Source organism: Tatumella saanichensis, assembly GCF_000439375.1.
Taxonomy (GTDB): domain Bacteria; phylum Pseudomonadota; class Gammaproteobacteria; order Enterobacterales; family Enterobacteriaceae; genus Tatumella; species Tatumella saanichensis.
The window spans coordinates 233,451-252,974 of record NZ_ATMI01000041.1; the positions used below are offsets into that span (position 1 = coordinate 233,451).

Here is a 19,524-nt window from a genome sequence, read left to right on the forward strand (position 1 = left end):
GTGTAACATGATAACGGGCAGTGATTCTGCCCGTTATCCACAGTTAAGCTAGCGAGGAATGGCGGTTCCCCATTGCTGCCATTTGGCGGGTGCTTCGCTTTGCAACAGGAAATGTTTGTTACTGTCCGCTTCCGGTGCCAGCGGTACCGTCGGTGGTGTCGCAAACTCAATACCGCCGCGAATAAACTGCTGGAAGGTGCCGGTGGTGACCACACCTCCGGTAAGACCGAAGTTAAGTGAGTAACCGGATGCCAGCCAGAACACCGAGTTATTCCTCACCAGATATTGGTAACGCTGACTGATACGGAAAGCAATCTGTACGCGGTCTGCCAAGTTACCCAAGGAGGTACCGGTGACGGTGCCTACTTCTACGCCACGGAACAAGATGGGTGTCCCGATGGTTAAAGATCCCGCATCCAGCGCATCAACGAAGAAAGTCTTACCGTTCAGGTAACGAGAATCGGTAATGGTAGCTTGCTGCAGTTCAAAACTGCGCCGGGACGGACCTTTACCTGGGTCGACATTGACGTAAGGCTGCAATAACGATTCCAAATGGCTGACACCGGTAGACGATATTTCTGGGGTGATCACCGAGAAGCGAGTGCCGATGCGGGCGAAATCATTGACATATTCTGGGTAGAGGACAGCTTTCGCCAATACTTGGTTATTATTAGCACTTAGCGACAACGACTCGATCTGACCGACATTGATACCCAGATAACGGATTGGCATACCGGCTGACAGCTTGCTGGCATCATAGGTACTGAGGGTGATCTGACCACCTACTGCCCGGGCCTCGGTCTCGGTCGGGTAGAGGATCCGCGACTGTCCCTGGCGGTGGACAACCCCCTGAATATTATCGAAGCTAATGGCGCCTTTTAGCGCGCGGTTAAGCGGGGTGGCCTGGACGGTAATGCCGCTACCATTTACTTGAACCTTGGCGCCGCCTTCGGCCCAGAACACGGTATCTCTGGTGATCAGGCTTCGGTAAGCCGGATTGATGTGCACAGCTACTTCAAACCCGTCAGCCCGCGGGGTGACCGCGGTGATCTCACCCACCTGATAACGGCGATAAAGGACCACCGAACCGGCTTGAATATCTGGCAGGCTATTGGCGGTTAGGGTCAGGGTCGTGGATGGAGTATCTCCGGTAACCCCTTCTGCAGCATGTGCAGCATCTGCATACAGCGGATAGTTATTCGCCGGTTCGCCACGATCCCCGGTGGTCATGCGGATGCCGCCTTTTAACCAAGCGCCAGGGCTGGCACCGACCATTTGTACACCGTCAGGGCTGACATTGACGCGGATCTGGCTGTCAGCGATAAACTGGCTATTAGCATGGACAAAACGACGATATTGCGGGGCGATGGAGATCACGAAATTCACCCCCTTACCGGTCAGTTCACGGGTCGAGACCGTGCCAACGGTAACACCATTCAGTACTATCGGCTGCCCAGGAGCAATACCGTAACTGTCGGAGGCGGTCAGATGCAGGTTGAGAGCACCAGGCGTCACCATCAAGGTTTCGTCGGCCGGATAAACGCGGAAACGATCACGGGGCTCGCCACTACCAGGCACCAGTTGCAGGGTCGCGCCGGTCAGCAGGCTGCTGAGAGAAGGGTCGGTCAGTCCGAGTTTCGGGCTTTGTAGCTCAATACGGGTATTGGTGCGCATCAACTCTGTTACTGACGGATCGATGGTCAGTTCACCGGTGACGTGCTGCGGGTCTGCAAGGTTAACTGCAGTGAGAGTACCGACCTGTAGCCCCTGATACATCAATGCGGTTGAGCCGGCTGTCAGATTTTTACCGTCCGGCAGGTCAAGGGTAATTTTCACGCCGCGGTGGCTGTTCGCCAACGAATCATAAAGCTGATAGTGCTCATCAGGAACGGCGGGGGCACCGTCTGCCGGAGAATCGAAGGCAATGGCCCCATTGATCACCGCGGGTAAACTGTCCATACGAACACTTACACCGCTGAGGCTGAGGTGCGCATCAATACCGGAAACATTCCAGAAGCGGGTGTCTTTTTTCACTAACGGCGCGTAACGGCGGTCGATCAGTACATCGATAGTCACCCCTTGATCGCCATTATTAATGTTGTAGTTATAGACTTTACCCACCGGGATCTTACGGTAATACACCGTCGAGCCGGTGTTTAACGATCCGAGATCTCTAGCATTCAGGTGTAGCAGCAGTCCGTTGGTATTAGAACTTACTCTTGGCTGGGAATCGAGGGCGGTAAAGTTATCCTGCGGTGAGCCTTTACCGGGCATCATGGAGATATAGTTACCCCCGACTAGCGCATCCAGACCGGAGACCCCCGCTAACGAGGCTTGTGGGGTGACCAGCCAGAATTTTGTCTGCTGGCGCAGGGCATCTTTCATATCATTTTTGATGCTGGCGCGGATATGGATAGTACGATAGTCATCACTGAGAACAATGCCTTCCACCGTGCCGATCTGTACCCCCTGATAGCGGATAGGGGTACGCCCCGGCACGATCCCATCCGCAGATTGGAAGTTAATGGTAATGGTAGTGCCGCGTTCTTGGTAATTCTTCCACAGCAGCCAGCCGGTGATCAGCAGCGCAATTAAAGGCAGTAGCCAGAAAGGGGAGATTTTACGTTTTTTTGTTATCGCAGAATTAATCGGCATATTCGGCGTTTCCTGTGGCATAAGCGTCCCAAAGTAATCGGCTATCCAGCCACTCAACAGCAAGGATGGTCAGGATCACAGCAGAGCCAAAGTAGAAAGCTGCTGGTCCCATGGTAAAAGCCAGTAACTGGTCACGGTTCACCAGCGACATGGTCAGAGAAATCACAAATAGGTCAAGCATTGACCAGCGACCTATCCATTTTATTGCCCGTAGCAAACGCATGCGGGTTTTTAGGCCCTGCAGACAACGTAAGTGAATGCTGAGCAGCAGGCTCAGCATAATCAGAACTTTACTGAATGGCACCAGTATACTGGCAAAAAAGACCAGCAGCGCCACCGGCAGGTTACCTGAGCCGAGAGAGAGGATGGCCGAGAAAATGGTATCCGATTGCTCCGCACCGTTCAGGTAGATAACCGATATCGGCAGGAGGTTTGCCGGGAACAGAAACACAATCGACGCGATCAGCGCCGCCCAAGTTTTCTGTAAGCTGTAAGGACGGCGTAGGGTCAGTGGCGTGTGGCAGCGAGGACAGCGACCTTTTTCATCGGCCAGCCCACTGAAGTGACAATGCAGGCAGACGCGTAATTGATCCGCGGCCACGGCCACGGGCTTTTGCGGGTAAAAAGTTTGCCACAGTGACTGCGGGTTGAGATGGATAAGGGTCAGCACGCTGACCAGGCTTAAGGCGATCATCGCCACCAGTCCGTAACCCGGGGTCAGAGCCGCGTAGTCTTGAACTTTGATCCCAGCCACGGCAATTCCCACCAGATAAATATCCAGCATCACCCATTCTTTGATTTTCTCCAACGCCAGCAAAACCGGACGGAGATTCATCCCTAGCCAGTTTCCCAGCAGCAGGTAAATCAACATTAATGCCAAGGTCACCGGTGCGCCGATGGCACAGAAGGTGACCATGGCTGCGGTCAGCACGTCGTCACTGGAGATCATCTGCGAAATGCCGCCCAGTAAGCTGGCATCGATATTCATCCCCAACAACTGAATACTCATTAGCGGCCAGCTAAATGCGCAGGGCATCAGGATAAGCATGGTCACCGCAAGGGTGACCAGCCGTGTCAGAGACCAACTGTTAGCACTGCGAATTTTCGCCATACAGCGCGGACAATAGGCCGATTCGTGCGTTTTCAGCGCTGTTAAGCTAAAAACAAGGTCGCATTGCGGGCATCTGTGGTCCGCGGTATGTAATAATGCTGGCCTGATTGTGTTAATTTTCATAAAAGAAATTGATAGTTACCCGGTCAAGTACGTGAAATTCCCGAAAGGTGTCAGGGTGTCTGCTATATTCTGCAGACGGCGACATTGTGAATACCGGGACAACGGATGGTTTTGAGTATAGTCACTCTGCTATCGGTTTGATGAAGGTTGTGTATGTTTTTGTGCGTTTTGCAGGCATGCAAAAGAAAAAATAATAATTTGTTAATGTAAATGGTTGGTCTATGAGCAAACAAGCATTTTATGATGAGCTTAATCGCGATTTCAATGCCCTGACTTCCGGTGAGACATCCTTCTTGGCGTTACTCGGCAATTGCAGCGCTCTGTTATTTGAACGGCTAACGGAAGTCAACTGGGCCGGTTTCTACCTCCTCAGTGAACCCGAAACGCTGGTGCTGGGACCGTTTCAGGGGAAAATTGCCTGTGTGCGCATTCCCGTGGGACGCGGGGTATGTGGCACTGCTGTGGCCGAAAATCACATCCAACGAGTTGAAGATGTTCACGCGTTCGCCGGCCATATTGCTTGCGATGCGGCCAGTAATTCTGAAATCGTGCTGCCACTGACACTTAACGGTCAGGTAATAGGCGTGCTGGATATCGACAGTACGGCTTATGGCCGCTTTGATGAACAAGACGAAAAAGGACTGCGTCAGCTGGTGGATGGACTGTCTGAAGCCTTACCAGCCACTGAAATCGAAAGATTTTTGCAACTGAATGGCAGCTAATTGACAGGATGCATAGCATTTAGCAACGTTGTCATTATAATGGCGCCTGTTCATGCCCGTATTGGCCGGCAAAACCGTTGTAATCAGGAAATTTCATGGAAAATCAACCTAAGTTGAATAGTAGCAAAGAAGTTATCGCCTTTCTGGCAGAGAGTTTTCCGCAGTGTTTTTGCATTGAAGGTGAAGCTAAGCCTCTGAAAATTGGTATTTTTCAGGATATCGTGGAACGCGTTCCTGAAGGATCACAGATCAGTAAAACCCGTCTGCGTTCAGCCTTAAGACTGTACACCTCTAGCTGGCGTTACCTGCACGGTATCAAAGCTGGAGCCACCCGTGTGGATCTGGACGGTAATGCTTGCGGTCAGCTGGACGAGCAACACGTTGAACATGCTCGAAAACAACTGGAAGAGGCAAAAGCTCGCGTCCAGGCACACCGTGCCCAGCAGCGTGCTCGTAGAGCCGAAGCCGGTGACAACAGCGATGAAACGCGTAAGCCACGTAAATCGGCCCCACGTAAAGCGGCCAACGGTGATGCGCCCCGTAAACCACGTGACACTGCCAAAAAATCGTCCAGTCCGCGTCCAACTACCGCTGCAGCGCCACTGAAAGCGGTGACTGACACCTCAGTTCTGCAGACAGGCCAGGCGGTTAAAGTTAAAGCCGGTCAGAATGCGATGGATGCTACCGTGCTTGAAGTGGCCAAAGAGGGCGTTCGGGTTCAGCTTTCATCCGGTCTGGCAATGATTGTACGCGCAGAACACTTGCAGTTCTGAAACGGAGAGTGACCAGGGTATGAACACCTTTTTTAAGCTGAGTATGATTGCCGGCCTGCTTATGGCCGGCCAAACCTTTGCGGCGGATACCATCACCCGCGAAGACCAGATCCCGGTACTGCATGAAGAGCCACAGCATGTGACCGTCAGTGAGCGTGTTACCACCCGTTTCACACAATCTCATTACCGCCAGATTGACCTAAACACCGCGTTTTCAGAGAAAATCTTCGACCGCTATCTGAATATGCTGGACTATAACCATAATGTCTTCTTGGCGTCCGATATTGCGCAGTATTCAGGTAAAGCCGGTACCGTCGGTGAAGAACTGCAGACCGGTAAGCTGGATATTTTTTACGATCTGTTTAACTTGTCGCAAAAACGTCGCTTTGAACGTTATCAGTATGCCCTGCAGGTGCTGAAGCGTCCGATGGATTTCAATACCAACGAAACCATTAATCTGGATCGCAGCAAAGCACCGTGGCCGACCTCTGAGGCAGAACTGAACAGTCTCTGGGATGCGCGGGTTAAATTCGACGAGCTGAATCTCAAGCTGTCAGGCAAAACGGATGATGAAATCCGCGATACCCTAACTAAGCGTTATAATTTTGCTATCCGTCGTCTGGCTCAGACCAGCAGTGAAGATGTTTTCCAGACGGCGATGAATGCGTTTGCCCATCAGATTGACCCGCATACCAACTACCTGTCACCGCGTAATACTGAACAGTTCAATACCGAAATGAGCCTTTCTCTTGAGGGGATCGGTGCTGTGCTACAGTCGGATGATGACAATGTCACCATCAGTTCTATGGTAGCTGGTGGCCCGGCAGCCCGTAGTAAGCAATTGTCGGTGGGTGACCGTATCGTTGCGGTCGGAGAACCGGGCAAGCCGATGGAAGATATTGTCGGCTGGCGACTGGATGATGTGGTCGAGAAGATCAAAGGTCCAAAAGGTAGCCGTGTCCGTCTGGAGATCCTACCGGCAGGTAAAGGGACCAAAACCCGTATTATCACGCTGACCCGTGAGAAGATCCGCTTGGAAGATCGTGCGGTGCAGATGTCGGTACACACTGTCGGCAGCCATAAAGTGGGCGTATTAGACATTCCAGGCTTCTATGTGGGCCTGACTGACGATGTCAAAGTCCAATTGCAGAAGTTGGAAAAACAGCATGTAGACAGCGTTGTGATCGACTTACGTACCAACGGCGGCGGGGCATTGACCGAAGCGGTATCATTGTCCGGACTGTTTATTCCTTCTGGTCCGGTAGTGCAGGTGCGGGATAACACCGGTAAGATCCGCCAAGACAGCGATACCGATGGGATCGTTTACTACAAAGGACCATTAGTGGTACTGGTTGACCGGTTCAGTGCGTCGGCATCAGAAATCTTCGCTGCTGCCATGCAGGATTACGGCCGTGCGCTGATCGTCGGTGAACCGACCTTTGGTAAAGGGACCGTACAGCAGTACCGTTCACTGAGTCGTATCTATGACCAGATGTTGCGTCCTGAATGGCCGCCACTGGGCTCGGTACAGTACACGATCCAGAAGTTCTACCGTATCAACGGGGGGAGTACCCAGTTGAAAGGGGTTACTCCTGATCTGATTATGCCAACCGGCGTTGAAACAGTGAAAACCGGTGAGAAATACGAAGATAATGCACTGCCTTGGGACAGTATCCCAGCCGCGCAATACACTAAAACCGGAGACCTAAAGCCTTATCTGCCAGCATTACTGGCGGATCACGATGCGCGTATTGCCAAAGATCGTGAGTTCCAGTACATCCTACAGGACATTAAACGTTTTGATGCCATGAAGGATAAGATCGATATTGTTTCTCTGAATTATGCTGAGCGTGAAAAAGAGAACAAACAAGACGATACGATGCGCTTGGAGCGGATCAATGCCCGTCTGCAGGCCCAGGGTAAAAAACCGCTGACCAGCTTGGATCAGTTGCCGAAAGACTATAAAGATCCGGACCCGTATCTGGATGAAACGGTCGATATCGCCAACGATCTGGCACAGCTCGAAGCCAATAAAACGGCACCGGCTGCGGCCAAGTAAGGTTTGACCCCACAAAACACCGGCTAGAGCCGGTGTTTTTTTTTGCCGAAAATCCGTTGTAGTGGCTCACAAAATGTCAGTAATCGCACTAACGGGTGGAGAAATGTCTGTCAAAATGTAAAGTTATGTCGTTTCAGAGGTTTACAAGGGTTCGTCACTTGAAAACCGCGCTAATGCACATAGGATAGTGACAGATAAACTGCGTTAATGATGAGGAAAATAAACGTTTATGATGCGTATCGGGCTTTTCTTACTGACTAACCTGGCTGTGATGCTGGTGTTCGGGCTGATTTTGAGCCTTACCGGCATTCAGTCAGCCAGTGTTCAGGGACTGATGATCATGGCCGGTCTGTTCGGTTTCGGTGGTGCTTTTGTCTCCCTGCTGATGTCGAAGTGGATGGCACTGCGCTCTGTCGGAGGGGAGGTGATAGAGCAACCCCGTAATGCCACCGAGCAGTGGCTGATGAATACCGTTGCTCAGCAGGCAGCGCAGGCAGGTATTGCTATGCCGCAGGTAGCTATCTACCATGCGCCAGATATCAACGCCTTCGCGACCGGGGCCCGCCGAGACAAATCGCTGGTCGCCGTTTCGACTGGACTGCTGCAAAATATGAATCGTGATGAAGCGGAAGCGGTACTGGCTCATGAAATCAGCCATATTGCTAACGGTGATATGGTGACCATGACCTTGATACAAGGGATTGTGAACACCTTTGTGATTTTTATCTCACGTATCATCGCCCAGATCGCCGCCGGATTTCTTTCGTCGGATCGTGATAGTGAAGAAAACAGCAATGGTAATCCGCTGGTTTACTTTGCTGTTGCAACGGTACTGGAGTTGGTATTCGGTATTTTGGCGAGCATTATCACCATGTGGTTCTCTCGCCACCGTGAGTTTCATGCAGATGCGGGTTCGGCTCGGCTGGTAGGTCGTGAAAAAATGATCGCCGCTTTACAGCGGCTGAAAACCAGCTATGAACCGCAAGAACCTGGTAATATGATGGCATTCTGCATCAACGGTAAAGGCAAATCCTTGAGTGAGTTATTTATGTCTCACCCACCGCTGGACAAACGTATTGAAGCCTTACGCCGAGGCGATTACCTTAAATAAAGCCCTGTGACCGCCGATTTTCGGCGGTCATTTTCTTTCCGGAAGATAGTCACTGCCAAATAACAGGTTGTCACGCTTACTGAACCACGGACATTCTGTCACGCCGGTGATACCGCCGCGGGAATGTAGATAACGTGACACTGTCACTCCTTTGGCCGTCAAATACTCACACCGTAACCCTAGGCCCATAGCAATACTTTGGCTGCCGGTCAGGACACCGTATCCGGTGAATAGCATAACTAGCCAGATACCCGCCAGTATCAGAATGCTGCGCAATACCATTTTGTTATTCTCCTTGTAGAGTCAGTTCAACCTTGAACATTGTGATAGCCCTTGACAGCATGCCTGTCTGACTTTTAAAAAAGCATCGGAGATAACTGAAAGTTTTTTGAGCAGTTGCGAGGGGAACGGTGAACATCTGGTGAACATTTCCCGTTCCGAGAGTAGAATCACAGCTCTGATTATTTGCAGTGATACCGGATGTGGTGAGGCAACGATATGAATGATATGGCATCGGGCATGGGAAGCTTTATTCTCCCTGCATTAGTAGCGGCAGCAGTGATTTTTGCGCTGATCCTGTGGTTTTTTGTTAACCGTGCCAGTGTCCGTGCCAGTGAGAAAGTGGCACTACTGGAAGCGCTGCTTCACGAACAGAAGAAACAGAATGCGCTGTTGAAACGTCTGCTTGAAACCCAGTATGTTGAGGATGGGGTTGCGGCGCCTACCGCACCGATTGCTGAACCAGCGGTTGAAGAGGTGCCGGAACCGGAAAATCCTTACCTAAAATTTGTCCCTGAGCGTTAATTTTGCAAGGCCTCCTGCACAGGTTTCTTCTGCGCGGGAGATAAGAAAATCAGATTACCCGATTCAATTCGGGGGGCGAGTTAACAGACGGTGAGCATCAGCCGTAGTAGAGGCGAGCCGATGGTGACTCCTGTAATGGCGAGCGGAATCATCGCTAAACTGATATTCCTTCGGGTGCTTCGCTGTTTCGTCCATAATCTCATGTCGGTTGGCAGTGGCAGGCAAAATCATCGTTAGTTTTTTTTATCTTTTATTCATAATAAAAAGATATAACTTGCTGATTTATTCAAGTGAGGTGCGAAAATAATCGCAGCCGAAGGAGTAAATAAGCCGTAGACAAAGTCTGTTCGGCTAAACGATGCACTTCAGTGGCAATAAATCGACAAGTAGTCAGGCAACGGTATTATTGAACCTTGAACAATGAAGTGATAGCATTTTCAGGATCCATATTCCGGCAACAAGGGTATCGAGCCTGCTGAAAATGCGGGTGAAAGCCTTTGCTGCAGGGCAAGTACAAGATGCAGGTCTGTGTTGCCGGTCACTAATTGTGTCTTCAGTCTCACTTACCGGTTAAAAATGGCTTGCCATTAATTAAGGGATATGTGATAACAATTAACAGATTAATCGAGGTACGAATCTGTTTATGCATGGCATTATCAGTAAAGAAGATTTGAGTAAAGACGTTAACGTTAGAACTGCTTCCTTTGCCGAAACTAATATTAGTGCCTCATGCAGTCTGTTCCGCGTTTTTCTGTAACATCGCCTTCGGGCAAAATAAACAATTAAAGGAATTTGCAAAATGGCAAAGATCAAAGGTCAGGTTAAGTGGTTCAACGAGTCTAAAGGTTTTGGTTTCATTACTCCTGCTGACGGCAGCAAAGACGTGTTCGTACACTTCTCTGCAATCCAGGGTAACGGCTTCAAAACTCTGGCTGAAGGCCAGAACGTAGAGTTCGAAATTCAGGACGGCCAGAAAGGCCCTGCAGCGGTTAACGTAACTGCTATCTGATAAGCGACTCTTCTCCGGAAATGCGTCCGGTGTCATGAATTGCAAAACCCCGCCCATTGAGCGGGGTTTTTTCTTTCGGCAATGCTGGTGAACAGGTACACTGCCCGCTGATTTATTTCACGGAGTTTCTGCAGTGTTTATATGCCCGTTATGCCAGCAGCCTCTGCATCAGCAGTCCGGAGGCTGGCGATGTGCCGCCAATCATCAGTTTGACCAAGCCCGTGAAGGCTATGTCAACCTCCTTCCAGTACAGCACAAAGGGTCCAAAATTCCCGGGGACAGCCCAGAGATGATCCAAGCTCGGCGACAGTTCCTTGACCAAGGCCATTATCAGCCGTTACGCGATGCTGTGGGTGATATGCTGGCAGAAGTGGTTACCACGGAACAAGCTAAGGTTCTGGATATCGGCTGTGGGGAGGGGTATTACACAGCGGGTATCGCCGCACGACTGGCGGAACAGCCTAATGGTCAGGTATTTGGCCTTGATGTGGCTAAGGTTGCGATACGCTATGCGGCCAAACGCTATAAGGGTATCCATTTCTGTGTAGCGTCTAGTTACCGCTTGCCATTCGCTGATAATAGCCTGTCAGCGATACTGCGCATCTACGCCCCCTGTAAAGATGAAGAATTGGCACGAACCCTGAAACCAGGGGGATATTTACTGACCGTGACGCCAGCTCCGCGCCACTTGATGCAGCTAAAAGCGCTCATTTATCAGGATGTGCAACTGCATGAAGAGCACGAGCATCCGTTGGAAGCCTTTGAATGTGTGACCGAGCAGCGCCTTAGCTATCCTATGCACACCGAGGGCAATCATGCGCTTGCCTTACTGCAAATGACGCCTTTTGCTTGGCGAGCCAGTGAGCAGGTTCGGCAGACCTTAGCGGCCAGTACGCAGTTTGACTGCGAAGCGGACTTCCGTTTGCGTCTCTGGCGGCGGAAAGCAGACTGAGTCGCAGAGATGTCAATTGGTATATAAATGTAAAATTATTTTTGACGACGTTACGGTAACTGATACATTAGCACTCTGTTTATTATTCAGGAGTAATGGGCTTAAGCCCGGGTTATGGATCGTCACCGACGTCGTTCAATTTTCACATTAGGGTTGCTTGGCAACACCGTCTCTATGCTGGTCTCATTTTGTCCGGTTCTGTCTCCGGTTCAACACAAGGTTTCACACCGGCCGTCCGCAGTTTCCACACTCTGTTTTGCAAGGGGTAACTAATGGAAATGTTAATGGATCCCTCCGTTTGGGCAGGGCTGGTCACGCTTATCGTACTGGAAATTGTTCTCGGTATTGATAACTTGGTGTTTATTGCCATACTCGCGGACAAACTGTTGCCAGGGCAGCGTGATAAAGCGCGGATAATTGGATTGAGTTTGGCGCTGGTCATGCGCTTGGGACTGCTTTCTCTGATGTCGTGGCTGGTTACTCTGACTAAGCCGCTGTTCCAGATCAGCGATTTTGCCTTCTCCGGCCGCGACCTGATTATGCTGACCGGCGGGATATTCTTGCTGTTTAAAGCCACCACAGAATTGCACGAACGTTTGGAAAACCGGCCAGAGAGCCATAACAGCAATAAAAACTACGCCAGTTTTTGGGTGGTAGTAGCGCAGATAGTGGTACTGGATGCAGTGTTTTCACTGGATGCCGTGATCACCGCAGTTGGCATGGTCAGCCATTTGTGGATCATGATGACGGCGGTTGTGATTGCGATGGGCATCATGCTGCTGGCCTCTAAACCGCTGACCCGTTTTGTCAACGCTCATCCGACGGTTGTTGTGCTCTGTCTCAGCTTCCTGCTGATGATTGGTCTTAGTCTGGTGGCAGAAGGCTTCGGTTTCCATATTCCCAAAGGCTATCTGTATGCGGCCATTGGTTTCTCGATCATTATCGAGTTGTTTAACCAGATTGCCCGCCGTAATTTTATTCGTCATCAGTCGCGGCGTCCGATGCGTGAGCGCACTGCAGAAATAATCCTACGTCTGATGGGCGGTAAGCGTAGCCAGCAGCCTTCAGAACAGACGTCCCAACCGGGCCACGATTTACCGCTGACAGAAGCGTTCAAGGATGAAGAACGCTATATGATCACCGGGGTACTGACCTTGGCATCACGTTCAATCCGCAGTCTGATGACGCCACGTGGTGAAATCTCTTGGGTCAATGCAGAAGATCCTGCCGATGAGATCCGTCAATTACTGCTGAATACGCCACACAGCTTGTTCCCAGTAGGGCGTGGTGAACTTGATGAGATCATCGGGGTGGTATGGGCCAAGGAGTTATTGGTGGCGTTGGATCACGGCGTTGATGTGGCTGAGTTTGCTGCGGCTACGCCGGCTATCATCGTTCCAGAAACCCTCGACCCTATCAACCTGCTGGGTGTGTTACGTCGTGCTCGCGGTAGCTGTGTTATCGTCAGTAATGAGTTTGGGGTGGTACAAGGGCTTATTACGCCACTGGATGTGCTGGAAGCGATTGCCGGTGAGTTCCCAGATGAAGACGAAACCCCAGACATTACCCCGGACGGTGACGGCTGGTTGGTGAAGGGCGGAACCGATCTACACTCACTGGAGCATCGCCTGGATGTCCATTGTCTGGTAATGCCGGAAGAAGATCATGCGTCACTGGCTGGGCGGTTAATCAGCCTTAAAGGGCAGATCCCGCAGGTGGGCGAGGTGATCGATATTGAGAACCTGCATTTTACCATCGTTGAAGCCACTGATTATCGAATTGATCTGGTGCGGGTCACCCGTGACCAAGACAACAATCCCTCACAGGGTGATTGAACCCGCGGTTGAGCATGAAACAACGCCTGATTTTATCAGGCGTTTTTTTTAACCGGTACGCAGAGGTAAACGCTGGTTAATCACATTGTACTTTAATGGCTAATCCGCCACGGGACGTCTCGCGGTATTTAGCATTCATATCTTTGCCGGTCTCATACATGGTCTCGACCACTTTATCTAAGGACACCCGCGGGGCACTGGTACGGCGCAGGGCCATACGGGCAGCGTTAATTGCCTTGACCGAAGCGATAGCGTTACGTTCAATACAAGGGACCTGCACCTGACCGGCGACCGGATCACAGGTCAGGCCGAGATTGTGCTCCATACCAATTTCAGCGGCGATACACACCTGTTCAGGGCTGGCACCTTGCAGTTCTGCCAGACCTGCTGCCGCCATCGAGCAGGCTACGCCCACTTCACCCTGACACCCGACTTCCGCACCAGAAATCGATGCATTCATCTTGTATAAAATCCCGATGGCTCCAGAAGCCAGGAAGTAACGCAACGCTACATCGGGCGTGACCGGCGCGACGAACTGATGATAATACGACAGAACGGCTGGGATAATGCCACAAGCACCGTTAGTCGGGGCGGTCACCACACGTCCGCCGGCCGCATTTTCTTCGTTGACCGCTAAGGCAAACATATTTACCCAGTCGATGACATTCATCGGGTCGGTGGAATGTTGACTGCCGGAAATCAGCAAGCGCCGTAGGGCTGCTGCACGACGTGGCACCCGCAGAGGGCCAGGTAGAACCCCTTCGGTATTCAAACCACGATCAATACAGGCCTGCATAGTCTGCCAGACATGGGAAAAATACGTGTCGATTTCCTCACGGCTGTGTAAGGCCAATTCATTTTTTAGCATCAATCCTGATACTGACTGCCCGGTCTGCTGACAGTGGTCCAACAGTTGCCGAGCCGTGTTCCAAGTATAAGGCACTTGCACACTGTCTAATGGCGATTGGCCGAACTCTTCTTCACTGAGAATAAAACCACCGCCTACCGAGTAGTAGGTTTTTTGTAATAGGCAGAAATCGTTTTCCCAAGCTGTCAGGGTCATGGCGTTTTCATGTAACGGCAATACCTCGCTGCGGAATACCATGCCACCTTCGCGGGGAAAATCCACCTCATGACGACCATCAGCTAACGGCAGACGTTGGCGCTGATTGACATCGGCAACAAAGCCAGGGATAGCATCGATATCGACGCTTTCTGGAGAGGCGCCAGCCAGACCCATAATAATGGCAATATCCGTATGGTGGCCATGACCGGTCAATGACAGAGAGCCATAAACATCCACCGAAACGCGGGTGGCTCGTGTCAGCATATTTTCCTCAATAAGCGTGCTGACAAATTGTCTGCCGGCTTTCATCGGACCGACGGTATGTGAGCTCGAAGGGCCGATACCTATTTTAAACATGTCGAAAACGCTTATCACAAAAAACTCCACAACTCAGGGACATAAAGGGGCAGGAATAGCCTGTAGCGATACTGTCAGGTTGACCTCGTCCAACAGAAAGGCGGTAATAGTCGCACTTCGCCGTAGGATCTTCCAAGAAATATCAGAATAGCACGATTTTAACGTATAAAACGGATATTAACCGAGTATCTGTTTACCGAGTTGGCGAATAATACCTGCAGTCATGCCCCAGATAAAATGCTTTTGATAGTCACAGACCCAGATTTGCTGAATTTCTCCATGACGTTTGATCTGCAGGGGTAAAAAGTGGTCTTGTTGTAGCAATGGCAACAGTGGAACTTCGAAGCTGAGCGCCACTTCATCCGGCGCGGGTCGTGGTTTGACGTTAGCAGGTAGCAAGCCGACAAAGGGAGTGACCGCGAAGCCAGTGCGGCTAGCCACCACCGGTAACCGGCCAATGATCTCAACGTATTCCGCAGGGATAGCCAGTTCTTCTTGAGTTTCCCGCAATGCGGTGTGGCACAATGTCAGGTCTGTCGGGTCCGCTTTGCCTCCTGGGAAAGCCACCTGTCCTGGATGATGGCGTAAATGGCTGGCGCGTAAGGTCAGTAACAGGCAGGGCTGCGGGTAATCAATTACCGGTACCAGTACTGCTGCCTGGCGGCCTATGCAAGAGGGGGCAGCCTGTTCGGTCTCAGGCAGATGTAACATAAAGCGCTGGCGGAACTGTTCAGTATTCATCAGTGGCCTGCGCCGATAACCCTTCTAACACCGGCAGAATGCGTGACAGTTTATGAAAGGTTTCCTGATATTCGTCATCGACCTGACTATCTGCGACGATCCCGCCGCCAGCAGTGCAATACAGTTTTCCCTCTTCAGCGGTCAGGGTACGGATGCTAATGCTAGTATCCATGGTCCCACAACAGCTGAGGTAACCAATACTACCACACCATGCGTGGCGGCGATGGGGTTCCAGTTCATCGATAATCTCCATGGCGCGTATTTTTGGCGCCCCGGTGATCGAACCGCCAGGAAAGCAGGCCCTCAACAGATCGGTATTGTCGAGGGCAGCGGGCAGGCGGCCGCGTACGGTGCTGACCAAATGATGGACTGCCGGGAAGGGCTCCACCACAAAGAGTTCGGGCACCGACACACTGCCGGGTGCAGCGACTCGGCCAATATCATTACGTAACAGATCGACGATCATCAGGTTTTCGGCACGATCTTTCTCCGCTGCTGCAAGATCTGCTGCCTGGCGGGCATCCTCAGCCGGATCCGCCGATCGCGGGCGAGTGCCTTTGATCGGACGGGTCTCTATTTCTCCCTCGCTAACCTTGAGAAAGCGTTCCGGTGATAGGCTAAGCAGGCAACTGTCCGGCAGGCGGATAAAGGCCCCGAATGGCGCGCGATTCTGTCGGCTCAATGCCAACCAGGCCTGCCATTCGCAACCCTGATAACCGGCACTGAAGCGCTGGGCTAAGTTTATCTGATAGCAGTCACCGGCGCGGATATAGTCCTGTACCTGATGAAAACGCTGCTGATACTGCGATGGGCTTAGGTTACTCTGCCAGTCCGAGGTTAAACGGAATGCCGAGCCAATGATCGGCTGCTGTGCCATCAGCCACTGATAGCGCAGTTGTGCATCAGTTAGACTGACCAAGGTGAGACGTTTCAGCTGGTGATCTGCTATCATAGCCCAGTCATAAATCCCAATGGCCATATCCGGGGTATGCAGATCAGCCATAGCCTGTTGTGGCAGAGTTTCGAAGCGTCTACCCAAGTCGTAGCCAAACAGACCTAAAGCTCCACCGACAAACGGCAGCCCATCAACGGTTTTTTCCAGCTTTGGCAGTTCGCCCAGGGCTTCTTTCACCAAGTGTAATGGGTCGTCTTGAACGATGCGGCAACTGGTACCATCGGTGACAGTGGTTTCGGCATCGCGGGTGGTGAGTGTCTTTAGAGGCGCGGCGCTAAAAATATCGTAGCGGTTGTCCGGATGCTGGGCGGCACACGAGCTTAGTAGCATCGCCCAGGGCTGATGCGCCACTTTGGAAAATAGAGCGGTGAGGGCATCAGGGGTATAGGGTAGAGAAAGCGTTTTCAGTGTCATAAACATCAGCGGGTCAGCATAGACTGACGCTAAGCCTGACACATTTTTTTACTGCTGGCATCCCTTATCTTCACCGCCATCCACCGCAGTCTAACAGAGGTTTCTATGTTTAAAGGTTTACCGGCACTTTCCGTTCAGCAACAGCAGCAGGCTGTTGAGCGTATTCATCAGTTAATGGCAGAAGGAATGGCCAGCGGGGAAGCAATTGCGATAGTGGCGGCAGAAATACGTGAAACGCACCAAGGCGGAGAAAGCCTGGCACGTTTTGAAGAAGACGAAGACGAGGCAGAAGAGGAAGAGTAACTGTCCTTACAGGGCAGCAATAACCTTAATCTCTACTTTGAACTTCGGATGCATCAACCCAGCCAGTACTGTACAGCGCACCGGTGCATTGCCAGGGGAAACCCATGCATCCCAGGCTTGGTTCATGGCCTCAAAATCCGCTTTATCTGTCAGAAAAATTGTGGCATCGAGAATTTTGCTTTTGTCGCTGCCGACTCGGGTCAGAATACGGTCGATAACCGCCAGGGCATCGGCGGTCTGGGCAAAGGCATCACCGTCCAGATCTTCGGGCACGCTGGTGTAATAAACGGTATTGTCATGGATGACGGCTTCTGACATACGGTGTTCGGCATCGATACGGGTAATGGTCATAACGGCTCCTTAATTTATCCGGCAGCCAGCCTGCCACAAGCGGCTTGTGTTGTCATCCCTGTTGGTCGTTAACGGGGATTACTGACATAATGGCAGCAGTAATCTATCTAATGAGAGGCGATGTGACTGACGACTTTTCTCCCGGCGGCGTACTGACCGGGGCCATTCCGGGCTTCCGGCCGCGAGCGGCTCAGCAACAGATGGCGGAAGCTGTAGCAGAGGTGATCCGTCAGGGAGGGGAGCTGGTTGCTGAGGCGGGAACGGGAACCGGTAAAACCTACGCATATTTGGTGCCTGCCCTGCGTGCAAACAAAAAAGTGATTATTTCCACTGGATCGCGGGCGCTACAGGATCAGCTCTATACCCGTGACCTACCAGCCATCGTCAATGCGCTGCAATTTAAAGGTAAAACCGCCATCCTTAAAGGGCGGTCAAATTATCTATGCCTCGAGCGGATGGATCAGCAGAACATGTCCGGCGGGGATCTACCGGTACAGGCCCTGACGGATCTGGTGAGTGTCCGGGGGTGGTCGTCACAGACGGTCGATGGCGATATCAGTCAGTGTGGCAGTGTCGCCGAAGACAGTAGCCTATGGCCTCTCGTCACCAGCACAAATGACAATTGTCTTGGCAGTGACTGCCCACGCTACGGTGATTGTTTTGTGGTTAAAGCACGTCAGCGGGCAATGGATGCAGATGTGGTGGTGGTTAACCACCATCTTTTTCTGGCGGATCTCGTGGTTAAAGAGAGCGGTTTTGCTGAACTGATCCCCGATGCAGATGTGATGATCTTCGATGAAGCCCATCAGTTACCAGATATTGCCAGTCAGTATTTCGGCCAACAGGTCAGCAGTCGGCAGTTACAGGATCTGGCCCGCGATATTATGATCGCCTACCGTACTGAAGTCCGCGATATGCAGCAGCTGCAAAAGTCGGCAGATCGGCTCAGTCAGGCCAGCCAGGATTTCCGACTAATTCTCGGTGACCCCGGTTTCCGTGGTAACTTGCGCGAGTTGTTGCAGCGCAACGATGTCTCGCGGATGTTGGTGTTACTCGATGATGCGTTAGAGCTTTGTTATGACGTGATCAAGCTCAGCCTCGGACGTTCCGCACTGCTAGATGCAGCTTTTGAACGGGCGGCCCAATACCGTACTCGGCTAAAAAGGATCAGTCAGACCAGAGAAGCTGGATTCAGTTATTGGTATGAGTGCCATGCCCGGCACTTTACCTTGGCGCTGACACCGTTGTCGGTGGCCGAGCGTTTCCGCGAAGTGATGGATGCCCGTAAATCATCTTGGGTATTCACCTCTGCAACCTTATCGGTTAACGGTAAGATGGATCACTTTGCACATCGACTGGGAGTGAATGCTGCTCGACAGCTGATCCTCAGCAGTCCTTTTGATTATCAGCGCCAGGCGCTACTCTGTGTGCCCCGTAACTTGCCGGAAAATCAGCGGCCTGGGGCGGCACGGCAATTGGCTACCCTGTTGGCCCCGTTAATTGAAGTGAACCGCGGGCGCTGTTTTTTTCTCTGTACCTCTTACCAGATGATGCGTGAACTGGCGGCAGAATTCCGCGAACGCCTGACCCTGCCGGTATTATTACAGGGTGAGACCAGTAAAGGGCAGATCCTGCAGCAGTTTATTGAAGCCGGGAATGCCTTGCTGGTGGCCACCAGTAGCTTTTGGGAGGGGGTGGACGTCCGCGGTGATGCGTTGTCCTTGGTGATTATTGATAAACTGCCATTCACCTCTCCAGAAGATCCGTTACTGAAAGCCCGTATGGAAGATGCTCGCCATCGTGGCTTGGATCCCTTTGATGAGGTTCAGCTTCCGGATGCGGTGATCACCCTCAAGCAAGGGGCAGGACGCCTAATCCGTGATGTCACCGACCGCGGAGTGCTGGTGATTTGTGACCAACGATTGGTATCGCGCCCTTATGGTGGGCTGTTCCTGAACAGTCTACCGGATGCGCCTCGTACCCGCGACTTACAGGTTGCTGAAACCTTTATTCGTCAGGGTAAGGTTCTGGTGGAGAACGGTGATAATTAATTGTGTATCTGCCTGTGAAACTTCCAGCGGATGCATATCTCTGCCCTGCGGGGCGGTGTATAATTGGTAGGTCGGAGCCTCCGGCCGGAATGCTTTCTTTTTTATCTGATACGAAAAATTATGCAAGATATC

General features: G+C 51.6%; 18 protein-coding genes. 11 read left to right on the forward strand and 7 right to left on the reverse strand.

Translation table 11 applies throughout. From position 1 onward, the window contains the following. Window positions 1-48: 48 nt before the first annotated feature. Both DW47_RS0112670 and yebS read right to left on the reverse strand, forming a co-directional pair. Complete coding sequence (locus DW47_RS0112670) at window positions 49-2,676, reverse strand: PqiB family protein (protein WP_029686781.1); 2,628 nt, start codon at window positions 2,674-2,676, stop codon at window positions 49-51. After that, window positions 2,645-3,889, reverse strand: a complete 1,245-nt coding sequence (yebS, locus tag DW47_RS0112675) for a membrane integrity lipid transport subunit YebS (protein ID WP_029686782.1) — start codon at window positions 3,887-3,889, stop codon at window positions 2,645-2,647. The genes DW47_RS0112670 and yebS overlap by 32 nt, the downstream gene beginning before the upstream one ends. Window positions 3,890-4,110: 221 nt before the next feature. Between yebS and DW47_RS0112680 the strand changes: the two genes are divergently transcribed. From DW47_RS0112680 to htpX, 4 genes are all read left to right on the forward strand, one after another. Next, complete coding sequence (locus DW47_RS0112680) at window positions 4,111-4,611, forward strand: GAF domain-containing protein (RefSeq protein ID WP_029686783.1); 501 nt, start codon at window positions 4,111-4,113, stop codon at window positions 4,609-4,611. Between the two features lie 95 nt (window positions 4,612-4,706). Next, window positions 4,707-5,384 carry an RNA chaperone ProQ gene (gene proQ / locus DW47_RS0112685; protein WP_029686784.1) on the forward strand — a complete coding sequence of 226 codons (678 nt, stop codon included), beginning with the start codon at window positions 4,707-4,709 and terminating at the stop codon, window positions 5,382-5,384. Between the two features lie 19 nt (window positions 5,385-5,403). Next, window positions 5,404-7,443, forward strand: a complete 2,040-nt coding sequence (gene prc / locus DW47_RS0112690; RefSeq protein ID WP_029686785.1) for a carboxy terminal-processing peptidase — start codon at window positions 5,404-5,406, stop codon at window positions 7,441-7,443. Window positions 7,444-7,672: 229 nt separating this feature from the next. Continuing rightward, the gene (gene htpX, locus DW47_RS0112695; protein WP_029686786.1) at window positions 7,673-8,554 is read left to right on the forward strand and encodes a protease HtpX; all 882 of its coding nucleotides are present in this window, start codon (window positions 7,673-7,675) and stop codon (window positions 8,552-8,554) included. Between the two features lie 27 nt (window positions 8,555-8,581). On the opposite strand, the gene DW47_RS0112700 is transcribed toward htpX, so the two are convergent. Then, a complete protein-coding gene (locus DW47_RS0112700) occupies window positions 8,582-8,836 on the reverse strand; it encodes a YobH family protein (protein WP_029686787.1) in 255 nt (84 codons plus the stop codon). 216 nt (window positions 8,837-9,052) lie between these two features. On the opposite strand from DW47_RS0112700, the gene DW47_RS0112705 reads away from it, so the two are divergent. The 5 genes from DW47_RS0112705 to DW47_RS0112720 all read left to right on the forward strand — a co-directional run bounded on the left by DW47_RS0112705 (window position 9,053) and on the right by DW47_RS0112720 (window position 13,154). Continuing rightward, window positions 9,053-9,358, forward strand: coding sequence for a YebO family protein (locus tag DW47_RS0112705; protein WP_029686788.1), 306 nt, complete (start codon window positions 9,053-9,055; stop codon window positions 9,356-9,358). Window positions 9,359-10,001: 643 nt separating this feature from the next. Further along, on the forward strand, window positions 10,002-10,115 hold the full coding sequence (locus DW47_RS17755) for a DUF2627 domain-containing protein (protein WP_241430745.1): 114 nt from the start codon (window positions 10,002-10,004) through the stop codon (window positions 10,113-10,115). A 42-nt stretch (window positions 10,116-10,157) separates the two neighbouring features. Then, a complete protein-coding gene (gene cspE / locus DW47_RS0112710; protein WP_001062678.1) occupies window positions 10,158-10,367 on the forward strand; it encodes a transcription antiterminator/RNA stability regulator CspE in 210 nt (69 codons plus the stop codon). Window positions 10,368-10,500: 133 nt separating this feature from the next. Continuing rightward, window positions 10,501-11,319 carry a 23S rRNA (guanine(745)-N(1))-methyltransferase gene (gene rlmA, locus DW47_RS0112715; protein WP_029686789.1) on the forward strand — a complete coding sequence of 273 codons (819 nt, stop codon included), beginning with the start codon at window positions 10,501-10,503 and terminating at the stop codon, window positions 11,317-11,319. A gap of 272 nt (window positions 11,320-11,591) precedes the next feature. Continuing rightward, window positions 11,592-13,154, forward strand: coding sequence for a TerC family protein (locus tag DW47_RS0112720; RefSeq protein WP_029686790.1), 1,563 nt, complete (start codon window positions 11,592-11,594; stop codon window positions 13,152-13,154). 76 nt (window positions 13,155-13,230) lie between these two features. On the opposite strand, the gene DW47_RS0112725 is transcribed toward DW47_RS0112720, so the two are convergent. The 3 genes from DW47_RS0112725 to pabB all read right to left on the reverse strand — a co-directional run bounded on the left by DW47_RS0112725 (window position 13,231) and on the right by pabB (window position 16,687). Further along, window positions 13,231-14,595 carry an L-serine ammonia-lyase gene (locus DW47_RS0112725; protein WP_029686792.1) on the reverse strand — a complete coding sequence of 455 codons (1,365 nt, stop codon included), beginning with the start codon at window positions 14,593-14,595 and terminating at the stop codon, window positions 13,231-13,233. Window positions 14,596-14,754: 159 nt separating this feature from the next. Next, complete coding sequence (locus DW47_RS0112730; protein ID WP_029686793.1) at window positions 14,755-15,318, reverse strand: CoA pyrophosphatase; 564 nt, start codon at window positions 15,316-15,318, stop codon at window positions 14,755-14,757. Continuing rightward, on the reverse strand, window positions 15,308-16,687 hold the full coding sequence (gene pabB, locus DW47_RS0112735) for an aminodeoxychorismate synthase component 1 (protein ID WP_029686794.1): 1,380 nt from the start codon (window positions 16,685-16,687) through the stop codon (window positions 15,308-15,310). The genes DW47_RS0112730 and pabB overlap by 11 nt, the downstream gene beginning before the upstream one ends. A 105-nt stretch (window positions 16,688-16,792) precedes the next feature. Here pabB and DW47_RS0112740 point away from each other — a divergent pair, with 105 nt between their 5' ends. After that, a complete protein-coding gene (locus DW47_RS0112740; RefSeq protein WP_029686795.1) occupies window positions 16,793-16,990 on the forward strand; it encodes a YoaH family protein in 198 nt (65 codons plus the stop codon). Window positions 16,991-16,996: 6 nt separating this feature from the next. Here DW47_RS0112740 and DW47_RS0112745 read toward each other — a convergent pair whose 3' ends face one another. Continuing rightward, on the reverse strand, window positions 16,997-17,341 hold the full coding sequence (locus DW47_RS0112745; RefSeq protein ID WP_029686796.1) for a RidA family protein: 345 nt from the start codon (window positions 17,339-17,341) through the stop codon (window positions 16,997-16,999). A 122-nt stretch (window positions 17,342-17,463) separates the two neighbouring features. On the opposite strand from DW47_RS0112745, the gene DW47_RS0112750 reads away from it, so the two are divergent. Then, window positions 17,464-19,392, forward strand: a complete 1,929-nt coding sequence (locus tag DW47_RS0112750; protein WP_029686797.1) for a DNA repair helicase YoaA — start codon at window positions 17,464-17,466, stop codon at window positions 19,390-19,392. The last annotated feature ends 132 nt before the right edge of the window (window positions 19,393-19,524 follow it).